General features: G+C 59.1%; 14 protein-coding genes and 1 pseudogene. 12 read left to right on the top strand and 3 right to left on the bottom strand.

Going from position 1 to position 19656, the window contains the following annotated elements:
• Window positions 1-106: 106 nt before the first annotated feature.
• The 7 genes from apaG to HCU66_RS08880 all read left to right on the top strand — a co-directional run bounded on the left by apaG (window position 107) and on the right by HCU66_RS08880 (window position 8278).
• On the top strand, window positions 107-487 hold the full coding sequence (gene apaG / locus HCU66_RS08910; protein WP_205888125.1) for a Co2+/Mg2+ efflux protein ApaG: 381 nt from the start codon (window positions 107-109) through the stop codon (window positions 485-487).
• Window positions 487-1368, top strand: coding sequence for a symmetrical bis(5'-nucleosyl)-tetraphosphatase (locus HCU66_RS08905; protein WP_205888124.1), 882 nt, complete (start codon window positions 487-489; stop codon window positions 1366-1368). Before apaG ends, HCU66_RS08905 begins: the two co-directional genes overlap by 1 nt.
• Before the next feature lie 33 nt (window positions 1369-1401).
• Window positions 1402-1731, top strand: coding sequence for a thiosulfate sulfurtransferase GlpE (gene glpE, locus HCU66_RS08900; protein ID WP_007936563.1), 330 nt, complete (start codon window positions 1402-1404; stop codon window positions 1729-1731).
• Window positions 1732-2029: 298 nt separating this feature from the next.
• Complete coding sequence (locus HCU66_RS08895) at window positions 2030-3952, top strand: PrkA family serine protein kinase (RefSeq protein ID WP_105340959.1); 1923 nt, start codon at window positions 2030-2032, stop codon at window positions 3950-3952.
• Window positions 3953-4154: 202 nt separating this feature from the next.
• Complete coding sequence (locus HCU66_RS08890) at window positions 4155-5426, top strand: YeaH/YhbH family protein (protein WP_205888123.1); 1272 nt, start codon at window positions 4155-4157, stop codon at window positions 5424-5426.
• A complete protein-coding gene (locus tag HCU66_RS08885) occupies window positions 5423-6985 on the top strand; it encodes a SpoVR family protein (RefSeq protein WP_205888122.1) in 1563 nt (520 codons plus the stop codon). Before HCU66_RS08890 ends, HCU66_RS08885 begins: the two co-directional genes overlap by 4 nt.
• 63 nt (window positions 6986-7048) lie before the next feature.
• Entirely contained in the window at window positions 7049-8278 is a 1230-nt protein-coding gene (locus tag HCU66_RS08880; protein WP_205888121.1) for a multifunctional CCA addition/repair protein, read from the top strand.
• Window positions 8279-8386: 108 nt separating this feature from the next.
• Here the strand turns inward: HCU66_RS08880 and folK are convergent, their stop codons facing one another.
• Window positions 8387-8905, bottom strand: a complete 519-nt coding sequence (folK, locus tag HCU66_RS08875; protein WP_205888120.1) for a 2-amino-4-hydroxy-6-hydroxymethyldihydropteridine diphosphokinase — start codon at window positions 8903-8905, stop codon at window positions 8387-8389.
• Window positions 8896-9249: a dihydroneopterin aldolase gene (folB, locus tag HCU66_RS08870; protein WP_205888119.1), complete on the bottom strand. Its 354-nt coding sequence runs from the start codon at window positions 9247-9249 to the stop codon at window positions 8896-8898. Before folB ends, folK begins: the two co-directional genes overlap by 10 nt.
• A gap of 74 nt (window positions 9250-9323) precedes the next feature.
• On the opposite strand from folB, the gene plsY reads away from it, so the two are divergent.
• Window positions 9324-9893, top strand: a complete 570-nt coding sequence (plsY, locus tag HCU66_RS08865) for a glycerol-3-phosphate 1-O-acyltransferase PlsY (RefSeq protein WP_018928842.1) — start codon at window positions 9324-9326, stop codon at window positions 9891-9893.
• A 23-nt stretch (window positions 9894-9916) separates the two neighbouring features.
• Here plsY and tsaD read toward each other — a convergent pair whose 3' ends face one another.
• Window positions 9917-10942 carry a tRNA (adenosine(37)-N6)-threonylcarbamoyltransferase complex transferase subunit TsaD gene (tsaD, locus tag HCU66_RS08860; RefSeq protein ID WP_019650330.1) on the bottom strand — a complete coding sequence of 342 codons (1026 nt, stop codon included), beginning with the start codon at window positions 10940-10942 and terminating at the stop codon, window positions 9917-9919.
• Window positions 10943-11141: 199 nt separating this feature from the next.
• Between tsaD and rpsU the strand changes: the two genes are divergently transcribed.
• The 4 genes and pseudogenes from rpsU to HCU66_RS08840 all read left to right on the top strand — a co-directional run bounded on the left by rpsU (window position 11142) and on the right by HCU66_RS08840 (window position 19644).
• On the top strand, window positions 11142-11357 hold the full coding sequence (rpsU, locus tag HCU66_RS08855) for a 30S ribosomal protein S21 (RefSeq protein WP_002551877.1): 216 nt from the start codon (window positions 11142-11144) through the stop codon (window positions 11355-11357).
• A 483-nt stretch (window positions 11358-11840) separates the two neighbouring features.
• Complete coding sequence (gene dnaG / locus HCU66_RS08850) at window positions 11841-13814, top strand: DNA primase (RefSeq protein ID WP_205888118.1); 1974 nt, start codon at window positions 11841-11843, stop codon at window positions 13812-13814.
• A gap of 67 nt (window positions 13815-13881) precedes the next feature.
• Window positions 13882-15775: pseudogene (rpoD, locus tag HCU66_RS08845) on the top strand (RNA polymerase sigma factor RpoD).
• A gap of 122 nt (window positions 15776-15897) precedes the next feature.
• Window positions 15898-19644 carry a bifunctional diguanylate cyclase/phosphodiesterase gene (locus HCU66_RS08840; protein WP_205888117.1) on the top strand — a complete coding sequence of 1249 codons (3747 nt, stop codon included), beginning with the start codon at window positions 15898-15900 and terminating at the stop codon, window positions 19642-19644.
• Window positions 19645-19656: the final 12 nt, after the last annotated feature.

The following is a 19656-nucleotide window of genomic DNA, read 5'->3' as shown; positions in this document are numbered from 1 at the left end:
GCTATCGGGTAGGACGCCACTCTGGTTTACTACCCGATACTTGGCCTAGACTGAGCTCTATCAGCTACTACGCCCCGCGTCCCGCTTCGTTTCTAAGGCCTTTTGCATGTCCGATCCTCGTTATCAGGTCGACGTCAGCGTCGTCACCCGCTATCTGGCAGAACAATCGCAACCCGAGCACGACCGCTTTGCCTTCGCCTACACCATCACCGTGCAAAACAATGGCCTGCTACCCGCCAGACTGCTTTCACGGCATTGGGTGATCACCGACGGTGACGGGCATGTCGAGGAGGTTCGCGGTGCAGGCGTCGTCGGCCAGCAGCCGTTGATCGATGTGGGCAAGAGCCACACTTACAGCAGCGGCACCGTCATGACATCCAAGGTCGGCACTATGCAGGGCACCTATCAGATGCTCGCCGAAGACGGCAAGCACTTCGACGCCATCATCGCACCGTTCCGTCTGGCAGTACCCGGAGCACTGCACTGATGGCGACGTATGCCGTCGGTGATCTGCAAGGTTGCCTTGAACCGCTGCAATGCCTGCTCAAGCAAGTCGCCTTCGACCCTGCCCGGGATCGTCTGTGGCTGGTGGGCGACCTCATCAACCGTGGCCCACAGTCACTGGAAACCTTGCGCTTCCTCTATAGCATCCGTGAGTCGCTGATCTGCGTGCTTGGCAACCATGATCTGCACTTGCTGGCCGTCGGGCAGAACATCGAACGTCTGAAGAAAGCCGACACCCTGCGCGAGATTCTTCAAGCGCCCGATAGCGCTGAACTGCTGGAATGGGTTCGCCAACAAAAGCTCATGCACTACGACGAACAGCGCGATATCGCCCTTGTCCATGCTGGCATCCCGCCGCAATGGTCGCTGCGAAAGGCCTTGAAATGCGCCGCCGAAGTCGAAGAAGCGCTGCACGACGACAGCCGCTTCGCGCCTTACCTTGATGGCATGTATGGCAACGATCCGGTGAAATGGGACAACGACCTCAAAGGCGTCGCCCGTCTGCGCGTCATCACCAACTATTTCACCCGCATGCGTTTTTGCACCAGCGACGGCAAGCTCGACCTCAAGGGCAAGGAAGGTATCGACACCGCGCCACCAGGTTATGCGCCGTGGTTCGCGCACAAGGAGCGCAAGACCAAAGGCCTGAAGATCATCTTCGGCCATTGGGCGGCGCTCGAAGGCCAGTGCAACGAACCAGGTCTGTTTGCCCTCGACACCGGTTGCGTCTGGGGTGGCGCCATGACCCTGATGAACGTCGACACCTTTGAGCGCCTGCAATGCAAATGCGACGCCCATGGCCATGTTCGGCCGCCAGTCGCCACCTCTATTCCCGCATCAACGTCAGCCAGCGCCCCGCGCTAGACTGCACTTTCAGCCGAGCCACAGGAGCCCGCCATGAGCGAATTCAAACGTATCCCTCCAGAACAGGCCCAGGCCCTGCGCGAACAAGGCGCGGTGGTGGTCGACATCCGCGATCCGGCCACTTTTGCCGCGCTGCACATCGCTGGTTCGAAGCATCTGGATAACCATTCCATTTCGGATTTCATCCGTGCCGCCGACCTCGACGCACCGACCGTGGTGGTCTGCTATCACGGTAACTCCAGCCAAAATGCCGCTGCCTACCTGATCAGCCAGGGCTTCTCCGACGTCTACAGCATGGACGGCGGTTTTGAGCTGTGGCGTACGACCTATCCTTCGGAAACGGCGCAAGGCATTTCCGAATAATTTTTTTCCAGGCGCGCAAGCCCCGGCTTTCGCGGGCTCGCGCGATGGCAGACGAACGGTCTGCCATAACTATTTACGCATTGCTACTTTATCTCTCTGATTCCGAACTATCCTTAAGCGCAGGCCATCCAAAACAGGGGAGAGCCGGTACACCGGCGCGCGGGTCATCGGGAGTAGCTTTCGGAGTCGTCAGCTCCGGAAGAGTTCTGGGGGGGTAAACAGCGACTGCCTGTTCGGTTGCTGCCAGCATCGACTGAGTGATCCGGCGTCGGCTCCACGTATCGAGCGAGGTGACGTCATGAGTATCTTTAGCCACTTCCAACAACGCTTCGAGTCCACACGCCAGGAAGAATTCTCCCTGCAGGAGTACCTGGAACTGTGCAAAAAGGACCGCAGCGCCTACGCCTCCGCCGCCGAGCGTCTACTGCTGGCCATCGGGGAGCCGGAGCTGCTCGACACCTCGACCAACTCGAGGCTGTCGCGAATCTTTTCCAACAAGGTGATCCGCCGCTATCCGGCCTTTGAGGACTTCCACGGGATGGAAGAATGCATCGACCAGATCGTGTCGTATTTCCGCCACGCCGCTCAGGGTCTGGAAGAGAAGAAACAGATCCTCTACCTGCTCGGCCCTGTCGGTGGCGGTAAATCGTCCCTGGCCGAGAAGCTCAAACAGCTGATCGAGAAAGTGCCCTTCTACGCGATCAAGGGCTCGCCGGTTTTCGAGTCGCCTCTGGGTCTGTTCAACGCCACGGAAGATGGCGCGATCCTCGAGGAAGACTTCGGCATTCCCCGGCGCTATCTCAATACCATCATGTCGCCATGGGCCACCAAGCGCCTGGCCGAATTCGGCGGCGACATCAGCCAGTTCCGCGTGGTGAAACTGTATCCGTCGATCCTCAACCAGATTGCGGTCGCGAAAACCGAGCCAGGCGATGAAAACAACCAGGACATCTCGGCACTGGTGGGCAAGGTCGATATCCGCAAACTGGAAGAGTTCCCGCAAAACGACGCCGATGCCTACAGCTACTCGGGGGCGCTGTGCCGGGCCAACCAGGGCCTGATGGAGTTCGTCGAAATGTTCAAGGCACCGATCAAGGTGCTGCACCCACTGCTGACGGCCACCCAGGAAGGCAACTACAACAGTACCGAAGGCCTGGGGGCGATACCGTTCACCGGGATTCTGCTGGCCCACTCCAACGAATCGGAATGGCACACCTTCCGCAACAACAAGAACAACGAAGCCTTCATCGACCGGATCTATATCGTCAAAGTGCCGTATTGCCTGCGCGTCAGCGACGAAGTGAAGATCTACGACAAGCTGCTGTTCAACAGCTCGCTGGCCAAGGCCCATTGCGCGCCCGACACCCTGAAGATGCTCGCTCAGTTCACCGTGCTCTCGCGCCTCAAGGAGCCGGAAAACTCCAACATCTACTCCAAGATGCGCGTGTATGACGGCGAAAACCTCAAGGACACCGATCCGAAGGCCAAGTCGATCCAGGAATACCGCGATGCAGCAGGTGTCGACGAAGGCATGAACGGTCTGTCGACCCGCTTCGCCTTTAAGATCCTGTCGAAGGTCTTCAACTTCGATCCGCACGAAATCGCCGCCAACCCGGTGCATTTGCTCTACGTGCTGGAACAGCAGATCGAACAGGAACAATTCCAGGCCGAGACCCGCGAACGCTATCTGCGCTTCCTGAAAGAGTACCTGGCACCGCGTTATATCGAATTCATCGGCAAGGAGATCCAGACTGCCTACCTCGAGTCTTACAGCGAGTACGGCCAGAACATCTTCGATCGCTACGTGCTGTACGCCGACTTCTGGATTCAGGATCAGGAATACCGCGATCCGGAAACCGGCGAGATCCTCAACCGCGTAGCCCTGAACGAAGAACTGGAGAAAATCGAAAAACCGGCCGGCATCAGCAATCCGAAGGATTTCCGCAACGAAATCGTCAACTTCGTACTGCGCGCACGGGCCAACAACAACGGCAAGAACCCGACCTGGCTCAGCTACGAAAAACTGCGGGTGGTCATCGAGAAGAAAATGTTCTCCAACACCGAGGACCTGCTGCCGGTCATCAGCTTCAATGCCAAGGCCAGCAAAGAGGACCAGCAGAAGCACAACGACTTCGTCACACGGATGGTCGAGCGGGGCTACACCGACAAACAGGTACGACTGCTGTCCGAGTGGTATCTGCGGGTCAGAAAATCACAGTAACCCGCTGCCGGTCAGACCGGTTGTCGTTAGCCAGAGGCCTGTGTACGCTTTTTCTGTTACACAGACCTCTGGGAGGTGTTCGAAAGTCGGTAACGAGGTTCAGGCAGCATCCAGAAGCGCTTGGGGGAGCGTGAACATCCCTTGGCACAGTCGATGCTGCACAACCGCTCGCCCCTTTCAGGACAGCTTCTAAGGAGCAGTCATGAGCTATGTGATCGACCGACGTCTCAATGGCAAGAACAAGAGCACGGTAAACCGTCAGCGGTTTCTGCGGCGCTACCGTGATCACATCAAAAAGGCCGTCGAAGAGGCGGTCGGCCGGCGTTCCATTACCGATATGGAACACGGCGAGCAAATCAGCATTCCCGGTCGCGACATCGATGAGCCGGTGCTTCACCATGGCCGGGGCGGCAAGCAGACCATCGTGCACCCGGGCAACAAGGAGTTCACCAGCGGCGAGCACATTGCCCGTCCACCCGGAGGTGGCGGCGGCAGAGGCCCCGGCAAGGCCGGTAACTCGGGCGAAGGGATGGACGAGTTCGTCTTCCAGATCACCCAGGAGGAATTCCTCGAATTCATGTTCGAGGACCTTGAACTGCCAAACCTGGTCAAACGCCACCTGACCGGCACCGACACCTTCAAGACCGTACGCGCGGGCATCAGCAACGAGGGTAACCCGTCGCGGATCAACATTATCCGCACGCTGCGTTCGGCCCATGCCCGGCGAATCGCCCTGTCCGGCAGCAGCCGGGCAAAATTGCGCGAAGTCAAAGATGAACTGGCACGGCTCAGACGAGAAGAACCGGACAACTTTGGCGATATCCAGGAACTGGAAGCAGAAATCGAGAAACTCAGTGCGCGCATTCATCGAGTGCCATTTCTCGACACCTTCGACCTCAAGTACAACCTGCTGATCAAGCAGCCAAACCCCAGCTCCAAGGCAGTGATGTTCTGCCTGATGGACGTGTCCGGCTCCATGACCCAGGCGACCAAGGACATCGCCAAACGCTTCTTCATCCTGCTGTACCTGTTCCTCAAGCGAAACTACGACAAAATCGACGTCGTGTTCATCCGCCACCACACCAGCGCCCGCGAAGTGGATGAGGAGGAGTTTTTCTACTCCCGGGAAACCGGCGGCACCATCGTCTCCAGCGCCCTGAAACTGATGCAGGAGATCATGGCTGAGCGTTATCCGAGCAATGAGTGGAACATCTATGCCGCCCAGGCGTCCGACGGCGACAACTGGAACGACGATTCGCCGATCTGCCGCGACATCCTGATCAACCAGATCATGCCGTTCGTGCAGTACTACACTTATGTAGAGATTACCCCGCGCGAACACCAGGCCCTGTGGTTCGAGTACGAACGCATCGCCGAAGCCTTCTCTGACACTTTTGCCCAGCAGCAACTGGTTTCGGCCGGGGATATCTACCCGGTCTTCCGTGAACTCTTCCAGCGCAGGTTAGTGACATGACCGCCAAAGAGCAAAAGCGCCAACCCATTTCCACCGGCTCCGAATGGACGTTCGAGCTGATCCAGGCCTACGACCGCGAAATCAGTCGTCTCGCGGCTCGCTACGCGCTCGATACCTACCCTAACCAGATCGAAGTGATCACCGCCGAACAGATGATGGACGCCTACGCCTCTGTGGGCATGCCCTTGGGTTATCACCATTGGTCCTATGGCAAACACTTCCTCAGCACCGAAAAATCCTACAGCCGCGGCCAGATGGGGCTGGCTTACGAGATTGTGATCAACTCGGACCCTTGCATCGCCTATCTGATGGAAGAAAACACCATCTGCATGCAGGCCCTGGTGGTGGCCCACGCCTGCTATGGCCATAACAGCTTCTTCAAGGGTAATTACCTGTTCCGCACCTGGACCGACGCCAGCTCGATCATCGATTACCTGGTGTTCGCCAAGCAGTACATCATGCAGTGCGAAGAACGCCATGGCATCGACGCGGTAGAGGACCTGCTCGATTCCTGCCATGCGCTGATGAATTACGGGGTCGACCGTTACAAACGCCCTTATCCGATTTCCGCCGAAGAAGAACGTCGTCGGCAGAAGGATCGGGAAGAGCATTTGCAGAAGCAGATCAACGATTTGTGGCGGACCATTCCCAAAGGCGCAGACAAATTCAGCGACAAGGACAACGCGCGCTTCCCCGCCGAACCACAGGAAAACATCCTGTATTTCATCGAAAAACACGCCCCGTTGCTGGAACCCTGGCAGCGGGAAATCGTGCGGATCGTGCGCAAGATCGCCCAGTATTTTTATCCACAGCGCCAGACCCAGGTGATGAACGAAGGCTGGGCCACGTTTTGGCACTACACCTTGATGAACGACTTGTATGACGAGGGTCTGGTCACTGATGGCTTCATGATTGAGTTCCTGACGTCCCATACCAGTGTGGTCTTTCAGCCCGGCTTCGATAGCCCCTACTACAGCGGAATCAACCCCTACACCCTGGGTTTTGCCATGTATCGCGATATCCGGCGGATATGCGAAGAGCCCACCGAGGAGGACTACCGCTGGTTCCCGGAACTCGCCGGTACCGACTGGCTGTCCAGCATCAAATTCGCCATGAGCAGCTTCAAGGATGAGAGTTTCATCCTGCAGTACCTGTCACCCAAAGTGATCCGCGACCTGAAGCTGTTCAGCATCCTCGATGACGATCAGAAGGACGATCTGCTGGTTCCGGCGATCCACGACGAAGAAGGTTACCGCACCATTCGCGAAACCCTGGCGGCGCAATACAACCTGGGCAATCGTGAACCCAACATCCAGATCTACAGCATCGACCGGCGTGGTGACCGCTCGCTGACCCTGCGTCACCAGCAGCACGACCGCAAGCCGCTGGGCGACTCCACCGAGGAGGTGCTCAAACACCTGCATCGGCTCTGGGGCTTCGACATTCACCTGGAGACCCTGCAAGGGGATCAGGTGGTGAAAACCCACCACGTCCCCCCCAGAAGCGAGCACAGCGAGGGGGACTACGGCCGACTGGACCTGGCTGTCATTCATCTTTGATCCTGTTTCGGCCTCCGCAAGCTCGACGCAAAGGTTATTCTGTCGGGCTAACGGAGGTTTTTTATGCAGATTTATAAAGTCGGTGGTGCAGTACGCGATCGCCTGCTGGGCAAACCTGTCACCGATATCGACTGGGTCGTGGTAGGCGCCACCACCGAAGAAATGCTCGCCAAGGGCTTTCGCCCGGTGGGCGCGGACTTCCCGGTGTTTCTTCACCCCAAAAGCGGTGAGGAATACGCCCTCGCCCGCACTGAGCGCAAAAGCGGTCGCGGCTACGGCGGTTTCACCTTTCACGCCAGCCCCGAAGTCACACTCGAAGAAGACCTGATTCGTCGCGACCTGACGATCAACGCCATGGCCGAAGACGAGCAGCAGAACCTGACGGACCCCTACCATGGCCAGCGAGACCTCGAGGCTCGCCTGCTTCGTCACGTTTCCCCCGCGTTCGCCGAAGATCCGCTCCGTGTTCTGCGCGTTGCCCGCTTCGCCGCGCGTTATGCGGGACTGGGTTTCACCGTCGCTCCCGAGACGCTGGAACTGATGAGGCAGCTCAGCGAGTCGGGCGAACTGGAGGCGCTGACTGCGGAACGCAGCTGGAAAGAAATTGCCCGCGCACTGATGGAAGACCAACCCCAGGTGTTCATCCAGGTGCTGCGCGAGTGCGGTGCGCTCAAGGTGCTGATGCCGGAAGTCGATGCGCTGTTCGGTGTACCGCAACCCGAAGCCCATCACCCGGAAATCGACACGGGCGTGCATACCCTGAGCGTGCTGGAGCAAGCGGCGCTGCACAAACAACCGCTGACCGTGCGCTGGGCCTGCCTGCTGCATGACCTGGGCAAAGGACTGACGCCCGAGGAAGAATGGCCCCGCCACATCGCCCACGAGCACAGAGGCCTGAAGCTGATCAAGGCAGTCAACGAGCGCTTCAAGGCGCCCAAGGACTGTCAGGAATTGGCACTACTGGTGGGCGAGTATCACACCCATGGCCATCGTGCCCTGGAGCTGAAACCTTCGACCTTGCTAGAGTTGCTGCAGAGTTTCGACGTCTATCGTCGACCTCAGCGCTTTGAAGAGTTTATCGCGACATGCGAAATGGACGCTCGAGGGCGTAAAGGCCTGGAGCAGAGAAGTTATCCACAGGCGGATTATTTGCGTGGCGCGGCGGCTGCGGCACGCAGCGTGGCGGTTCAGCCATTGCTGGAGAAGGGGTTCAAGGGGCCGGAATTGGGCGAGGCGATCAAGCGCGAACGGCTCAAGGCGTTGAAGGCTTACAAAGACGCGGCGTCGGCCTGAAAAGCTTCGCGGGCAAGCTTCGCTCCTACAGGCTCCAGTAGATCGCCGATTGCGTGACCGGCGCCAAACTTGTAGGAGCGAGGCTTGCCCGCGAAAGCGTCAGCAGCGTCAAAGCAAATCGGAAGGGGTCAACTGCTGGCCCCGCCACTCAAACGCCACCGGCGCCAACACCTGATCGATCCGTGCCTCATTCCACAAGGTCGCAAAGCTTTTGCCTACGCCAGGATGCACTCTGTCCGGCGCAATCAGCGACAACGGCCACAGCACGAAGGCATTTTTCAGAATCTCTGCCCGGGGCAAGATCAAGCCATCGAAGTTGCCCACCAGGTCGCCGAACAGCAGCACGTCGATATCCAGCGGCAAACCCTTACGGTCCGGCGCGTAACGGCCGTTATCCGCTTCGATGAATTTTAGCCGTCGATCCAGCTCCATCAGCGGCAAATCGGTGAAGGCCGAGACCACAAAGTTGAAAAACGGCCCGCTCTTGATCCCCACCGGCTGGCTTTCGAACACCGCCGAGCAGCGCATATCCACCAGGAAACCCGCCAGGGCGTCCAGGCCAGCCTGCAAATGGGATTCGCGCTCGATGTTGCTACCGAGCCCGAGGTACACCTGAGTCAGCGACATCCGCGCTCGATCTCCACGCCAACGCCCTTGGCCGCCGCAACGGCACCTGGCTTGGTCAGCCTGAGGTGCATCCAGGTGATCTTGAATTCACTCATCAGCACTTCCGTCAGACGCTCGGCAAAGGTCTCGACCAGCTGGAACTGCGCCTGCTCGGCAAAAGCCTGGATGCGTGACGAAACGCTCGCGTAGTCAAGCGCCAGGGTCAGATCATCACCCGCGGCGGCCGGACGATTGTCCCAGGCGAAGCTCAGATCAAGTCGCAGACACTGTCGGATGCCTCGTTCCCAGTCGTAGGCACCAATCACGGTGTCGACTTCCAGGCCCTCGATAAACACTCTGTCCAAGCACTTCTCTCCGCTGCACGACAAGGGCGCAATGCGCCGTTAGAATCAGGGCGTCCTCGCCCGGAATAGTTAGCATGTTTTGGTCACTGGCGATTTTCGCCTACCTGCTCGGCTCTCTGTCCTTCGCCATTTTGCTCAGCCGCCTGACCGGTAACCCCGATCCGCGAATGAGTGGCTCGGGCAATGCCGGTGCCACCAACATGTTTCGTCTGGCCGGCAAAAAACTCGCCATCCTGACCTTGCTCGGCGACCTCTGCAAAGGCCTGCTGCCCGTGCTCGTCGCAGGTGCAATGGGCCTTTCACTGCAGGAACAGGCCTGGATCGGCGTCTTCGCCGTCATCGGCCACCTGTTTCCACTGTACTTCCGCTTTCGCGGCGGCAAGGGTGTCGCCACCGCGGCCGGCATGCTGCTGGGGCTCTATCCACCCGCTGCGCTGCTGGCGGTCTGTGCCTGGCTGCTGACGTTCTACCTGACCCGTACCAGCTCACTCGCCGCGCTGATTGCCACCCCCCTGACCCTGCCGCTGCTCGCCTGGCAAGAACCGGCGGCACTGCTGCCCATGAGCGCGCTCACGGGGCTGATCGTCTGGCGTCATCGCGGCAATCTACGCGACCTGTTTGCCGGGCGCGAACGGCATTTTTAAATACCGCACGCGAGCACCACTCATCACAGCGCAGACAACTGCTCCATCGGCCAGCGCGCCTGCACGCTGATCGCCAGGCTTTCATGCTGACCAGCCTGCAAGCGCTGGCAGCCGGCAAACGCGATCATCGCGCCGTTGTCGGTGCAGAACTCCGGACGGGCATAAAACACGTCGCCCTTCATGTCGCCGAGCATTTTTTCCAGTGAAGTGCGCAGCGCCTTGTTGGCGCTGACGCCGCCAGCGATCACCAGACGCTTCATGCCGGCCTGTTTCAGGGCACGCTTGCACTTGATGGTCAAAGTCTCCACCACGGCCTGCTGGAACGCCAGCGAGATGTCGCAACGGGCTTGCTCGCCGTCGTCCCCGGCGCTGACGCATTGCTGCCAGGTGTTCAAGGCGAAGGTTTTCAAACCGCTGAAGCTAAACGCCAGGCCCGGACGATCACACATCGGACGCGGGAAGACGAAACGTCCGTCAACACCTTGCGCCGCCAGACGAGCGATCTCCGGACCACCCGGATAATTGAGCCCCATCATCTTCGCGGTTTTGTCGAAGGCTTCGCCGGCGGCATCGTCCAGGGTTTCGCCCAAGAGCGTGTATTGGCCGATTCCGTCAACCTGAACCAGTTGCGTATGGCCGCCTGACACCAACAAAGCGACGAACGGGAACTCCGGTGGTTGCGGCTCCAGCATCGGCGCCAGCAAATGACCTTCCATGTGGTGCACGCCCAACGCCGGAATGCCCCAGGCAAAAGCCAGCGCCTGGGCGCAGGAAGCCCCTACCAGCAAGGCTCCGACCAGGCCGGGACCGGCGGTATAAGCGATGGCGTCGATTTCGGTCGGCACGCAGTCGGCCTCGGCCAGCACCTGACGGATCAAAGGCAGCATACGTTTGACGTGATCGCGCGAAGCCAGCTCCGGCACAACGCCGCCATAAGCGCGATGCAGGTCGATCTGACTGAATAGTGCGTCGGCCAACAACCCGCGTTCACTGTCGTAAAGTGCGACACCGGTTTCGTCGCAAGAGGTTTCTAATCCCAGTACTAGCATGGGTTTGCGCCTTGTAGAGGCTGAATTCGAAGGCGCGCATAATAGTCGTCGCGTGATGCCCCGACCAGCGGTTTTCGATCAGAGGCTTTGCATTCCGAGCGATGAGGGGTTAACATCCGCAACCCTTAAAAACCGACGTCTTCAAGTGCTCTTTTGCCGCGAGGATGTTGACCCCGGTAATGAATGAAGGTAGCTCTGGATGCCAGCCGTCAAAGTTAAAGAGAACGAACCCTTCGACGTAGCTCTGCGTCGTTTCAAGCGCTCCTGCGAAAAAGCCGGTGTACTGGCTGAAGTTCGTAGCCGCGAATTTTACGAGAAGCCTACTTCTGAGCGTAAGCGTAAAGCAGCAGCTGCTGTTAAGCGTCACGCCAAGAAAGTTCAGCGCGAACAGCGCCGCGCCGTTCGTCTGTACTAATACACAGACGACCGTAGCAAGCTTCTGCCAAGCCCGGCCCTCAGCCGGGCTAATGGCATTTGCGGACAATCGCTTGATGCTTCACCGTCAAAGCCGCAGACGCGACCGAGACAAACCTGCTTCACAGCGTCAGACCTGGCTCTTTTGCCAGCGGTGCACGTCTTTTCTGACGAGCCTTTCAAGGCTACTGACGAGCACACCCACTGATTCCTCTCACGACGATCAGCCCAAGGCACCTTCTTGCGTGCCCGCTTATGAGCTATCCGAGGCCATTGACTGGCCGTCGCCGGATTCAGCGAAACACTTTCATATAGTCGAATACTGATTGGTATTAACGTCAGTGGATTTTCGGCAGATACACTTCCCGACAGCGATTACGCAGACGACACCGGTCGAGCCGCACACCTTGCGCGCCTCAAACAATGACCCGCGTTCGGCCGCACTTCGTTTCGGGTCCATTTCAGCGCAGATGACGAGAACGCCATGGCCGGGCTAATTCCCCAGAGCTTCATTGACGACCTTCTGAACCGCACCGACATCGTCGACGTGGTCAGCTCGCGCCTGCAAATGAAAAAGGCCGGCAAGAATTACACGGCCTGCTGTCCGTTTCACAAAGAAAAAACCCCCTCCTTCAGCGTCAGTCCCGACAAACAGTTCTATTACTGCTTTGGCTGCGGCGCCGGCGGTAACGCCCTCGGCTTCATCATGGACCACGATAACCTGGACTTCCCCCAGGCCGTCGAAGAACTGGCCAAAGCCGCCGGCATGGAAATCCCCCGCGAAGAAAGCGGCCGACCGCACAAACCGCGACAGCCCACCGATTCACCGCTGTATCCACTGCTCACCGCCGCCGCCGACTTTTACCGCCAGGCCCTGAAAAGCCATCCGGCGCGCAAAGCAGCTGTGGATTACTTGAAAGGTCGCGGCCTGACCGGCGAGATCGCCCGGGACTTCGGCCTTGGCTTTGCTCCGCCCGGCTGGGACAACCTGTTCAAGCATCTGAGCAGCGATACTCTCCAACAAAAAGCCATGATCGAGGCCGGCCTGCTGGTCGAGAACGCCGAAACCGGCAAGCGCTATGACCGCTTCCGTGATCGCGTCATGTTCCCGATCCGCGATAGTCGCGGACGCATCATTGCCTTCGGCGGCCGTGTATTGGGCGACGACAAGCCCAAATACCTGAATTCCCCGGAAACCCCGGTTTTCCATAAGGGCCAGGAGCTCTACGGCCTTTATGAAGCACGCAAGAACAACCGTAACCTCGACGAAATCATCGTCGTCGAAGGCTACATGGACGTTATCGCCCTCGCCCAGCAAGGCCTGCGCAATGCTGTCGCCACCTTGGGCACCGCCACCAGCGAAGAGCACCTGAAACGCCTGTTTCGCGTCGTGCCAAGTGTGCTGTTCTGCTTCGACGGCGACCAGGCAGGTCGAAATGCCGCCTGGCGAGCACTGGAGGCAACCCTCCCGGCCCTGCAGGACGGGCGCCGGGCGCGCTTTCTGTTCCTGCCCGAGGGTGAAGACCCGGACACCCTGGTCCGCTCCGAGGGCACGGACGCCTTCCGCGCGCGGATCAATCAGCACGCCCAGCCATTGGCCGATTATTTTTTCCAACAGCTGACCGAGGAATCGGACCCGCGCTCGCTTGAAGGCAAGGCCCACATGGCCACCCTCGCCGCGCCACTGATCGACAAAGTCCCGGGCGCCAACCTGCGCACGCTGATGCGACAACGCCTGACTCAAATCACCGGGCTCAGCGGCGAAGCCGTCAGCCAACTGGCCCAGAGTGCGCCACAGGAAGCGCCGCCCGCCTATGATCCGGGCATCGATTACGACGCAATGCCGGACTACAGCGACTACCATGAGCCGCATTCGCAAGAAATGTATGTGCCGCAGCAGGAATGGGCGCCGAAGAAACCTGGCGCAGGCGGCAAGAAATGGGACAAGAAGCCGTGGGACAAGAACGGCAAGCGCGGCGATCGCGAACAGAGCGCCCCGCGCAAACCGATAGCTGTCGAGGCTCCTACGCTGATTGCGCTGCGCACGCTGATTCATCATCCGCAATTGGCCGGCAAGGTAGAAACCGCCAACCACTTCGCCAATGAGAGCAACACCTACGCGCAATTGCTGGTAGCCCTCATCGAGGCGGTGCAAAAAAATCCTAAGCTAAACTCTATACAGCTTATGGCGCGCTGGCACGGGACCGAGCAAGGACGTTTGCTCAAGGCCCTGGCGGAAAAGGAGTGGCTGATTGAAGGCGACAACCTTGAACAACAGTTTTTAGACACCATTACCAGGTTATCAGCGAGTCAACACACCGATAGTCTGGAAGAGCTCATCAGGAAAGCAAAGCAGCCGGGATTGACTGCCGAGGAAGCAAATCAGATCGCAAATCAGATGCGCGACCTATTAAAACGCAATATGGCTGCACCAAACCCGACCTCAACTGGCGCGTGAGGTCATAGCTCAGGTATAATCCTCGGCTTGTTTTTTGCCCGCCAAGACCTTCAGTGGATAGGGTGTTATGTCCGGAAAAGCGCAACAGCAGTCTCGTATCAAAGAGTTGATCACACTTGGTCGTGAGCAGGGCTACCTGACTTNATTACACCAAGTTCGTCGGCATCTACGGTGCCAAGGGCCTGGCGTACATCAAGGTCAACGACCACCTGCCGGAGGATATTTCAGATCCGGAACAGGTGGAAGACATCATCCGCATGATCAATGACATGGGGATCAACGTATTCGAGGTTGCGCCAGATAAGGATTCCCTTATGCTGGCCGACGCCGATACCGACGAAGCCGCGGCCGAAGAGGCGGCAGCTGCGTTGGCAGCGGTCGAGACCGACATTGGTCGCACCACCGACCCAGTGCGCATGTATATGCGCGAAATGGGTACGGTAGAACTCCTCACGCGTGAAGGCGAAATCGAAATCGCCAAGCGTATTGAAGAGGGTATCCGCGAAGTGATGGGCGCAATCGCGCACTTCCCTGGCACGGTTGACCATATTCTCTCCGAGTACACTCGCGTCACCACCGAAGGTGGCCGCCTGTCCGACGTCCTGAGCGGTTATATCGACCCGGACGACGGCATTGCGCCGCCTGCAGCCGAAGTGCCACCGCCTGTCGATTCGAAAGCCGTGAAAGCGGACGACGACACCGACGACGATGACGCCGAAGCAAGCGATGACGAAGAAGAAGCCGAAAGCGGTCCGGATCCGGTCATCGCCGCTCAGCGCTTTGGCGCTGTCGCCGATCAGATGGAAATCACCCGCAAGGCGCTGAAAAAGCACGGTCGCCACAACAAGGCAGCGATTGCCGAGCTGTTGGCCCTGGCCGAGCTGTTCATGCCGATCAAACTGGTACCGAAGCAATTCGAAAGCCTGGTCGAGCGTGTTCGCAGTGCCCTGGACCGTCTGCGTCAGCAAGAGCGTGCGATCATGCAACTGTGCGTGCGTGATGCCCGCATGCCACGTGCCGACTTCCTGCGCCAGTTCCCGGGCAATGAAGTCGACGAAAGCTGGAGCGATGCACTGGCCAAAGGCAAAAGCAAATACGCTGAAGCCATTGGTCGCGTGCAACCGGACATCATTCGTTGCCAGCAGAAGCTGACCGCGCTGGAAACCGAAACCGGTTTGACGATCGCCGAGATCAAGGACATCAACCGTCGCATGTCGATCGGTGAGGCCAAGGCCCGCCGCGCGAAGAAAGAGATGGTCGAAGCGAACTTGCGTCTGGTGATCTCCATCGCCAAGAAGTACACCAACCGTGGCCTGCAGTTCCTCGACCTGATCCAGGAAGGCAACATCGGTCTGATGAAAGCGGTAGACAAGTTCGAATACCGCCGCGGCTACAAATTCTCGACTTATGCCACCTGGTGGATCCGTCAGGCGATCACTCGCTCGATCGCCGACCAGGCCCGCACCATCCGTATTCCGGTGCACATGATCGAGACGATCAACAAACTCAACCGTATTTCCCGGCAGATGCTGCAGGAAATGGGTCGCGAACCGACCCCGGAAGAGCTGGGCGAACGCATGGAAATGCCTGAGGACAAGATCCGCAAGGTATTGAAGATCGCTAAAGAGCCGATCTCCATGGAAACCCCGATCGGTGATGACGAAGACTCCCATCTGGGTGACTTCATCGAAGACTCGACCATGCAGTCGCCAATCGATGTCGCCACCGTTGAGAGCCTTAAAGAAGCGACTCGCGAAGTCCTGTCCGGCCTCACTGCCCGTGAAGCCAAGGTTCTGCGCATGCGCTTCGGCATCGACATGAATACCGACCACACTCTCGAAGAGGTTGGTAAGCAGTTCGACGTGACCCGTGAGCGGATTCGTCAGATCGAAGCCAAGGCGCTGCGCAAGCTGCGCCACCCGACGAGAAGTGAGCATTTGCGCTCCTTCCTCGACGAGTGATCACAAAACCCCCGGCTCAGGCCGGGGGTTTTGCTTTATGCAGATTAAATGCCCCGCACGTCCCCCCCGCCGAATAGCCCGTCTACACTCGAAACATTCCCCCAAGCCATAACGAGACCGTTATGCCCAGATGGCAGACCGTGCTTTTTTTGCTGTCGCTGATGACCTGGACCGCAACGGCTGGCGCGCTGACTCTGACCGACGAAGAACGTAGTTGGTTGACGGCTCACCCGGAATTGCGCCTGGGCGTCGACGCGTCCTGGCCGCCATTCGAGTTTCGCGATGATCATGGGCGTTATCAGGGCCTGGCAGCGGACTATATCAACGTCATCCGGCAACGGCTGGCCATCAAGCTCACACCTATCGAACCGGTCAGCTGGACCGAAGTCCTGCAGCAGGCCAGACAAGGCAAGCTAGATATCTTGCCGGGTATCATGTCGACCCCCGAGCGCCAGACGTACCTGTCGTTCACCCGCCCCTACCTCGACTTTCCGATTGTCATTCTGGCCCACGTCGGAGGCCCCCAACCGCGCAAACTCGAAGACCTGTACGGGCTGAAAATCGCCGTGGTGGAAAACTACGCCCCCCATGAACTGCTGCGCACCCGCCATCCCGACCTGAATCTGGTGGCGATGCCCAACGTCAGCTCGGCACTGCAGGCGCTCGCCACCGATGCCGTGGACGCCGTAGTGGGCGATCTCGCCTCCAGCGTCTGGAGCCTGCGCCAGCTCAAGCTCGACGGACTCTACGTCAGCGGTGAAACCCCCTATCGCTACCAATTGGCGATGGCCGTGCCCCCGAACAACAAGTTGCTGGTCAGTATCCTGGACAAGGTCCTGGCAGACATGACCCCAAGTGAAATCAGTGCTATCCAGGAGCATTGGGTCGGTAACGTCCTGGATCATCGGACCATCTGGTACGACGTGTTGATGTATGGCCTGCCTGGATTGCTGTTTCTGATGATCGTGCTGGCCGTGGTTATCCGGATCAACCGCCGACTGAGCTCGGAAATTGCCCGCCGGGTCGATCTGGAACAAGAACTGCGCAGCAGCGAATACCATTACCGCGGGCTGGTGGAGAGTCTTTCAGCCATCGCGTGGGAAGCGCAGATCAGCGATTACACCTACAGCTACGTGTCACCCCATGCCGAGGAACTCCTCGGTTATCCCCTGTCCCATTGGCTGATTCCGGGCTTCTGGCGCAACATCATCCACCCCGCGGACCTGACTCGAGCCCAGTCATTCTGCGACCGTGAAGTGGCGGCCGGGCGCGATCACAGCGTCGAATACCGGGTCATCACTGCTGACGGCCGCTGTTTGTGGGTGCGCGATCTCGTCAGCCTGATCGAGCACGGCCATGAACCGGTACTGCGCGGGTTGATGATCGACATCAGCGAAGCCAAACGCACCGAAGAGGCACTGCGTCTGTCGGAACAGAAGTTCGCCTCGGTGTTCCAGCAATGCCCGGATATTCTGGTAATCGCGCGGCTTTCCGACGGTTGCCTGCTGGAAGTCAACGAAGCGTTCGAGGAACAGATCGGCCTCAAGGCCGAAGAAGTCATAGGCCAGACCGCCACCGACCTGAACATCTGGGGCGTTCCCGGCGTGGGGCCGGGTTTGTTACAGCGCTTGCAAGCCGGCAGTATCCGCAACCTGGAGATGCCCTTTCGCCGCAGCAATGGCCAGGTGTTTACCGGCCTGATTTCCGCCGAGCCTTTCGATCTCGATACGACCCCGGCCCTGGTGGTGGTCGTGCGGGACATCAGTCAGCTCAAGGAAACCCAGCAACAGCTGCAAACCTCCGAAGAAAAATTCGCCAAGGCCTTCCATGCCTCCCCCGACGGCTTGTTGCTGTCCCGGCAAAGCGATGGCTTGCTGTTGGAGGTCAACGAAGGCTTCAGCCGTCTTACCGGCTTTAACAGCGCGATGTCCGTGGATCGGTCGGCCCTGGACCTGGGAATATGGGTCAATCTCAACGAGCGTAAACAGATGCTCGAGTTGCTGCACCGGGATGGTTTCGTCCGCGACTTCAGTTGCCACATCCGCCGCAAGGACGGGCAGATCCGGCTCTGCGAGGTTTCAAGCCGGCCACTGCCCATCGGCGATGAAGACTGCATGTTGACGATCGCCCGGGACATTACCGAACGACACCTGATGCAGGAGAAGCTGCAACAGGCCGCCACGGTGTTCGAGAGCACCGCCGAGGGGGTGTTGATTACCGACACGCAACAGCACATCAGCGCGGTCAATCGTGCCTTCACCGAAATCACCGGCTACAGCGAGACCGAAGCACTGGGCCACACCCCTCGCCTGCTCGCCTCGGGCCTGCACGACAGCGCATTCTATGCGGCGATGTGGCATCAACTGACCGCTGAAGGTCATTGGCAAGGCGAGATTTCCAACCGACGCAAGAATGGCGAGCTCTATCCGAGCTGGCTGACCATCAGCGCGGTGCGCAACCGGGACAAACTCATCACCCACTTTGTCGCGGTGTTCGCAGACATTTCCAGCCTCAAGCACGCGCAGGCCAAACTCGACTATCAGGCGCACCACGACCCGCTGACCGGTCTGCCAAACCGCACGCTGTTCGAAAGCCGACTGCTGACCGCGCTGAACAACCAGCAGGAAAACGGTGGCCAGGGCGCGGTACTGTTCCTGGACCTGGACCGCTTCAAACACATCAATGACAGCCTCGGCCATCCGGTCGGCGACCTGCTGCTCAAAGGCATCGCCGTGCGCCTCAAGGAGCAGCTGCGCGATATCGACACCGTGGCGCGGCTGGGCGGCGACGAATTCATCATCCTGCTCCCCGGCCTGCAACAGGCCAGCGATGCCGACAACATTGCCGCCAAGCTGCTCAATTGCTTCAGCGCCTCTTTCCAGGCCGGCGAGCACGAGTTTTTCATCAGCGCCAGCATCGGCACCAGTCTGTATCCCCGGGACGGCTGCGACGTCGCCACACTGGTCAAGAACGCCGATGCCGCGATGTATCGCTCCAAGGCCAAGGGCCGTAACCGGGTTGAAAGCTACACCCGCGACCTCACCGCCCAGGCCAGCGAACGCGTGGCGCTGGAGCATGAACTGCGACGCGCCATCGAGCGCAATGAGCTGTTTTTGTACTACCAGCCCAAGCTCAGTCTCGACGATCATCGACTGGTCGGCGCTGAAGCGCTGATTCGCTGGCATCACCCGACCTTCGGCGATGTGCCACCCGAACACTTCATTCCCCTGGCCGAAGAAAACGGCATGATCCTGCAAATCGGCGATTGGGTCCTGGAGACCGCCTGCCGACAGATGTACGAGTGGAATCAGGTCTATGAGTGCCTGGGCCCACTCTCGGTCAACCTCGCAGGCGCTCAACTGCGCCAACCGAACCTGCTCGGCCGAATCGAGCAATTGCTCAAGGACAACCGCCTCGAGCCCGGTCTTCTGCAACTGGAGATTACCGAAAACTTCATCATGAGCCAGGCCGAAGAAGCACTCGCGGTGCTGCACCAACTCAAACGCCTGGGCGTGCAACTGGCGATCGACGATTTCGGCACCGGTTATTCGTCCCTGAGCTACCTCAAACGCCTGCCGCTGGACATCCTCAAGATCGACCAATCCTTCGTCCGCGGCCTGCCGGACGACCCGCACGACGCCGCCATCGTTCGCGCAATCATCGCCCTGGGCCGCAGCATGCAATTCACTGTCATCGCCGAGGGCGTCGAAACCCTGGCCCAGCAACAATTCCTTACCACCGAAGGCTGCGAACAGATCCAGGGCTACATCGTCAGCCCGCCACTTCCCCCCGACGAATTCGCCGCGACGTTTCTTCGTATAGCCATATCGGATTTTTCGGATAGCACAGCCGAGAAACCGTCGCTATAATCCGCGGCCTAC

This window comes from Pseudomonas frederiksbergensis (assembly GCF_017114915.1).
In the GTDB taxonomy this organism is placed as follows: Bacteria; Pseudomonadota; Gammaproteobacteria; order Pseudomonadales; family Pseudomonadaceae; genus Aquipseudomonas; species Aquipseudomonas frederiksbergensis_I.
Note: the sequence above shows the minus strand (reverse complement) of the source record. Positions and strands in the feature narration are given on the sequence as shown.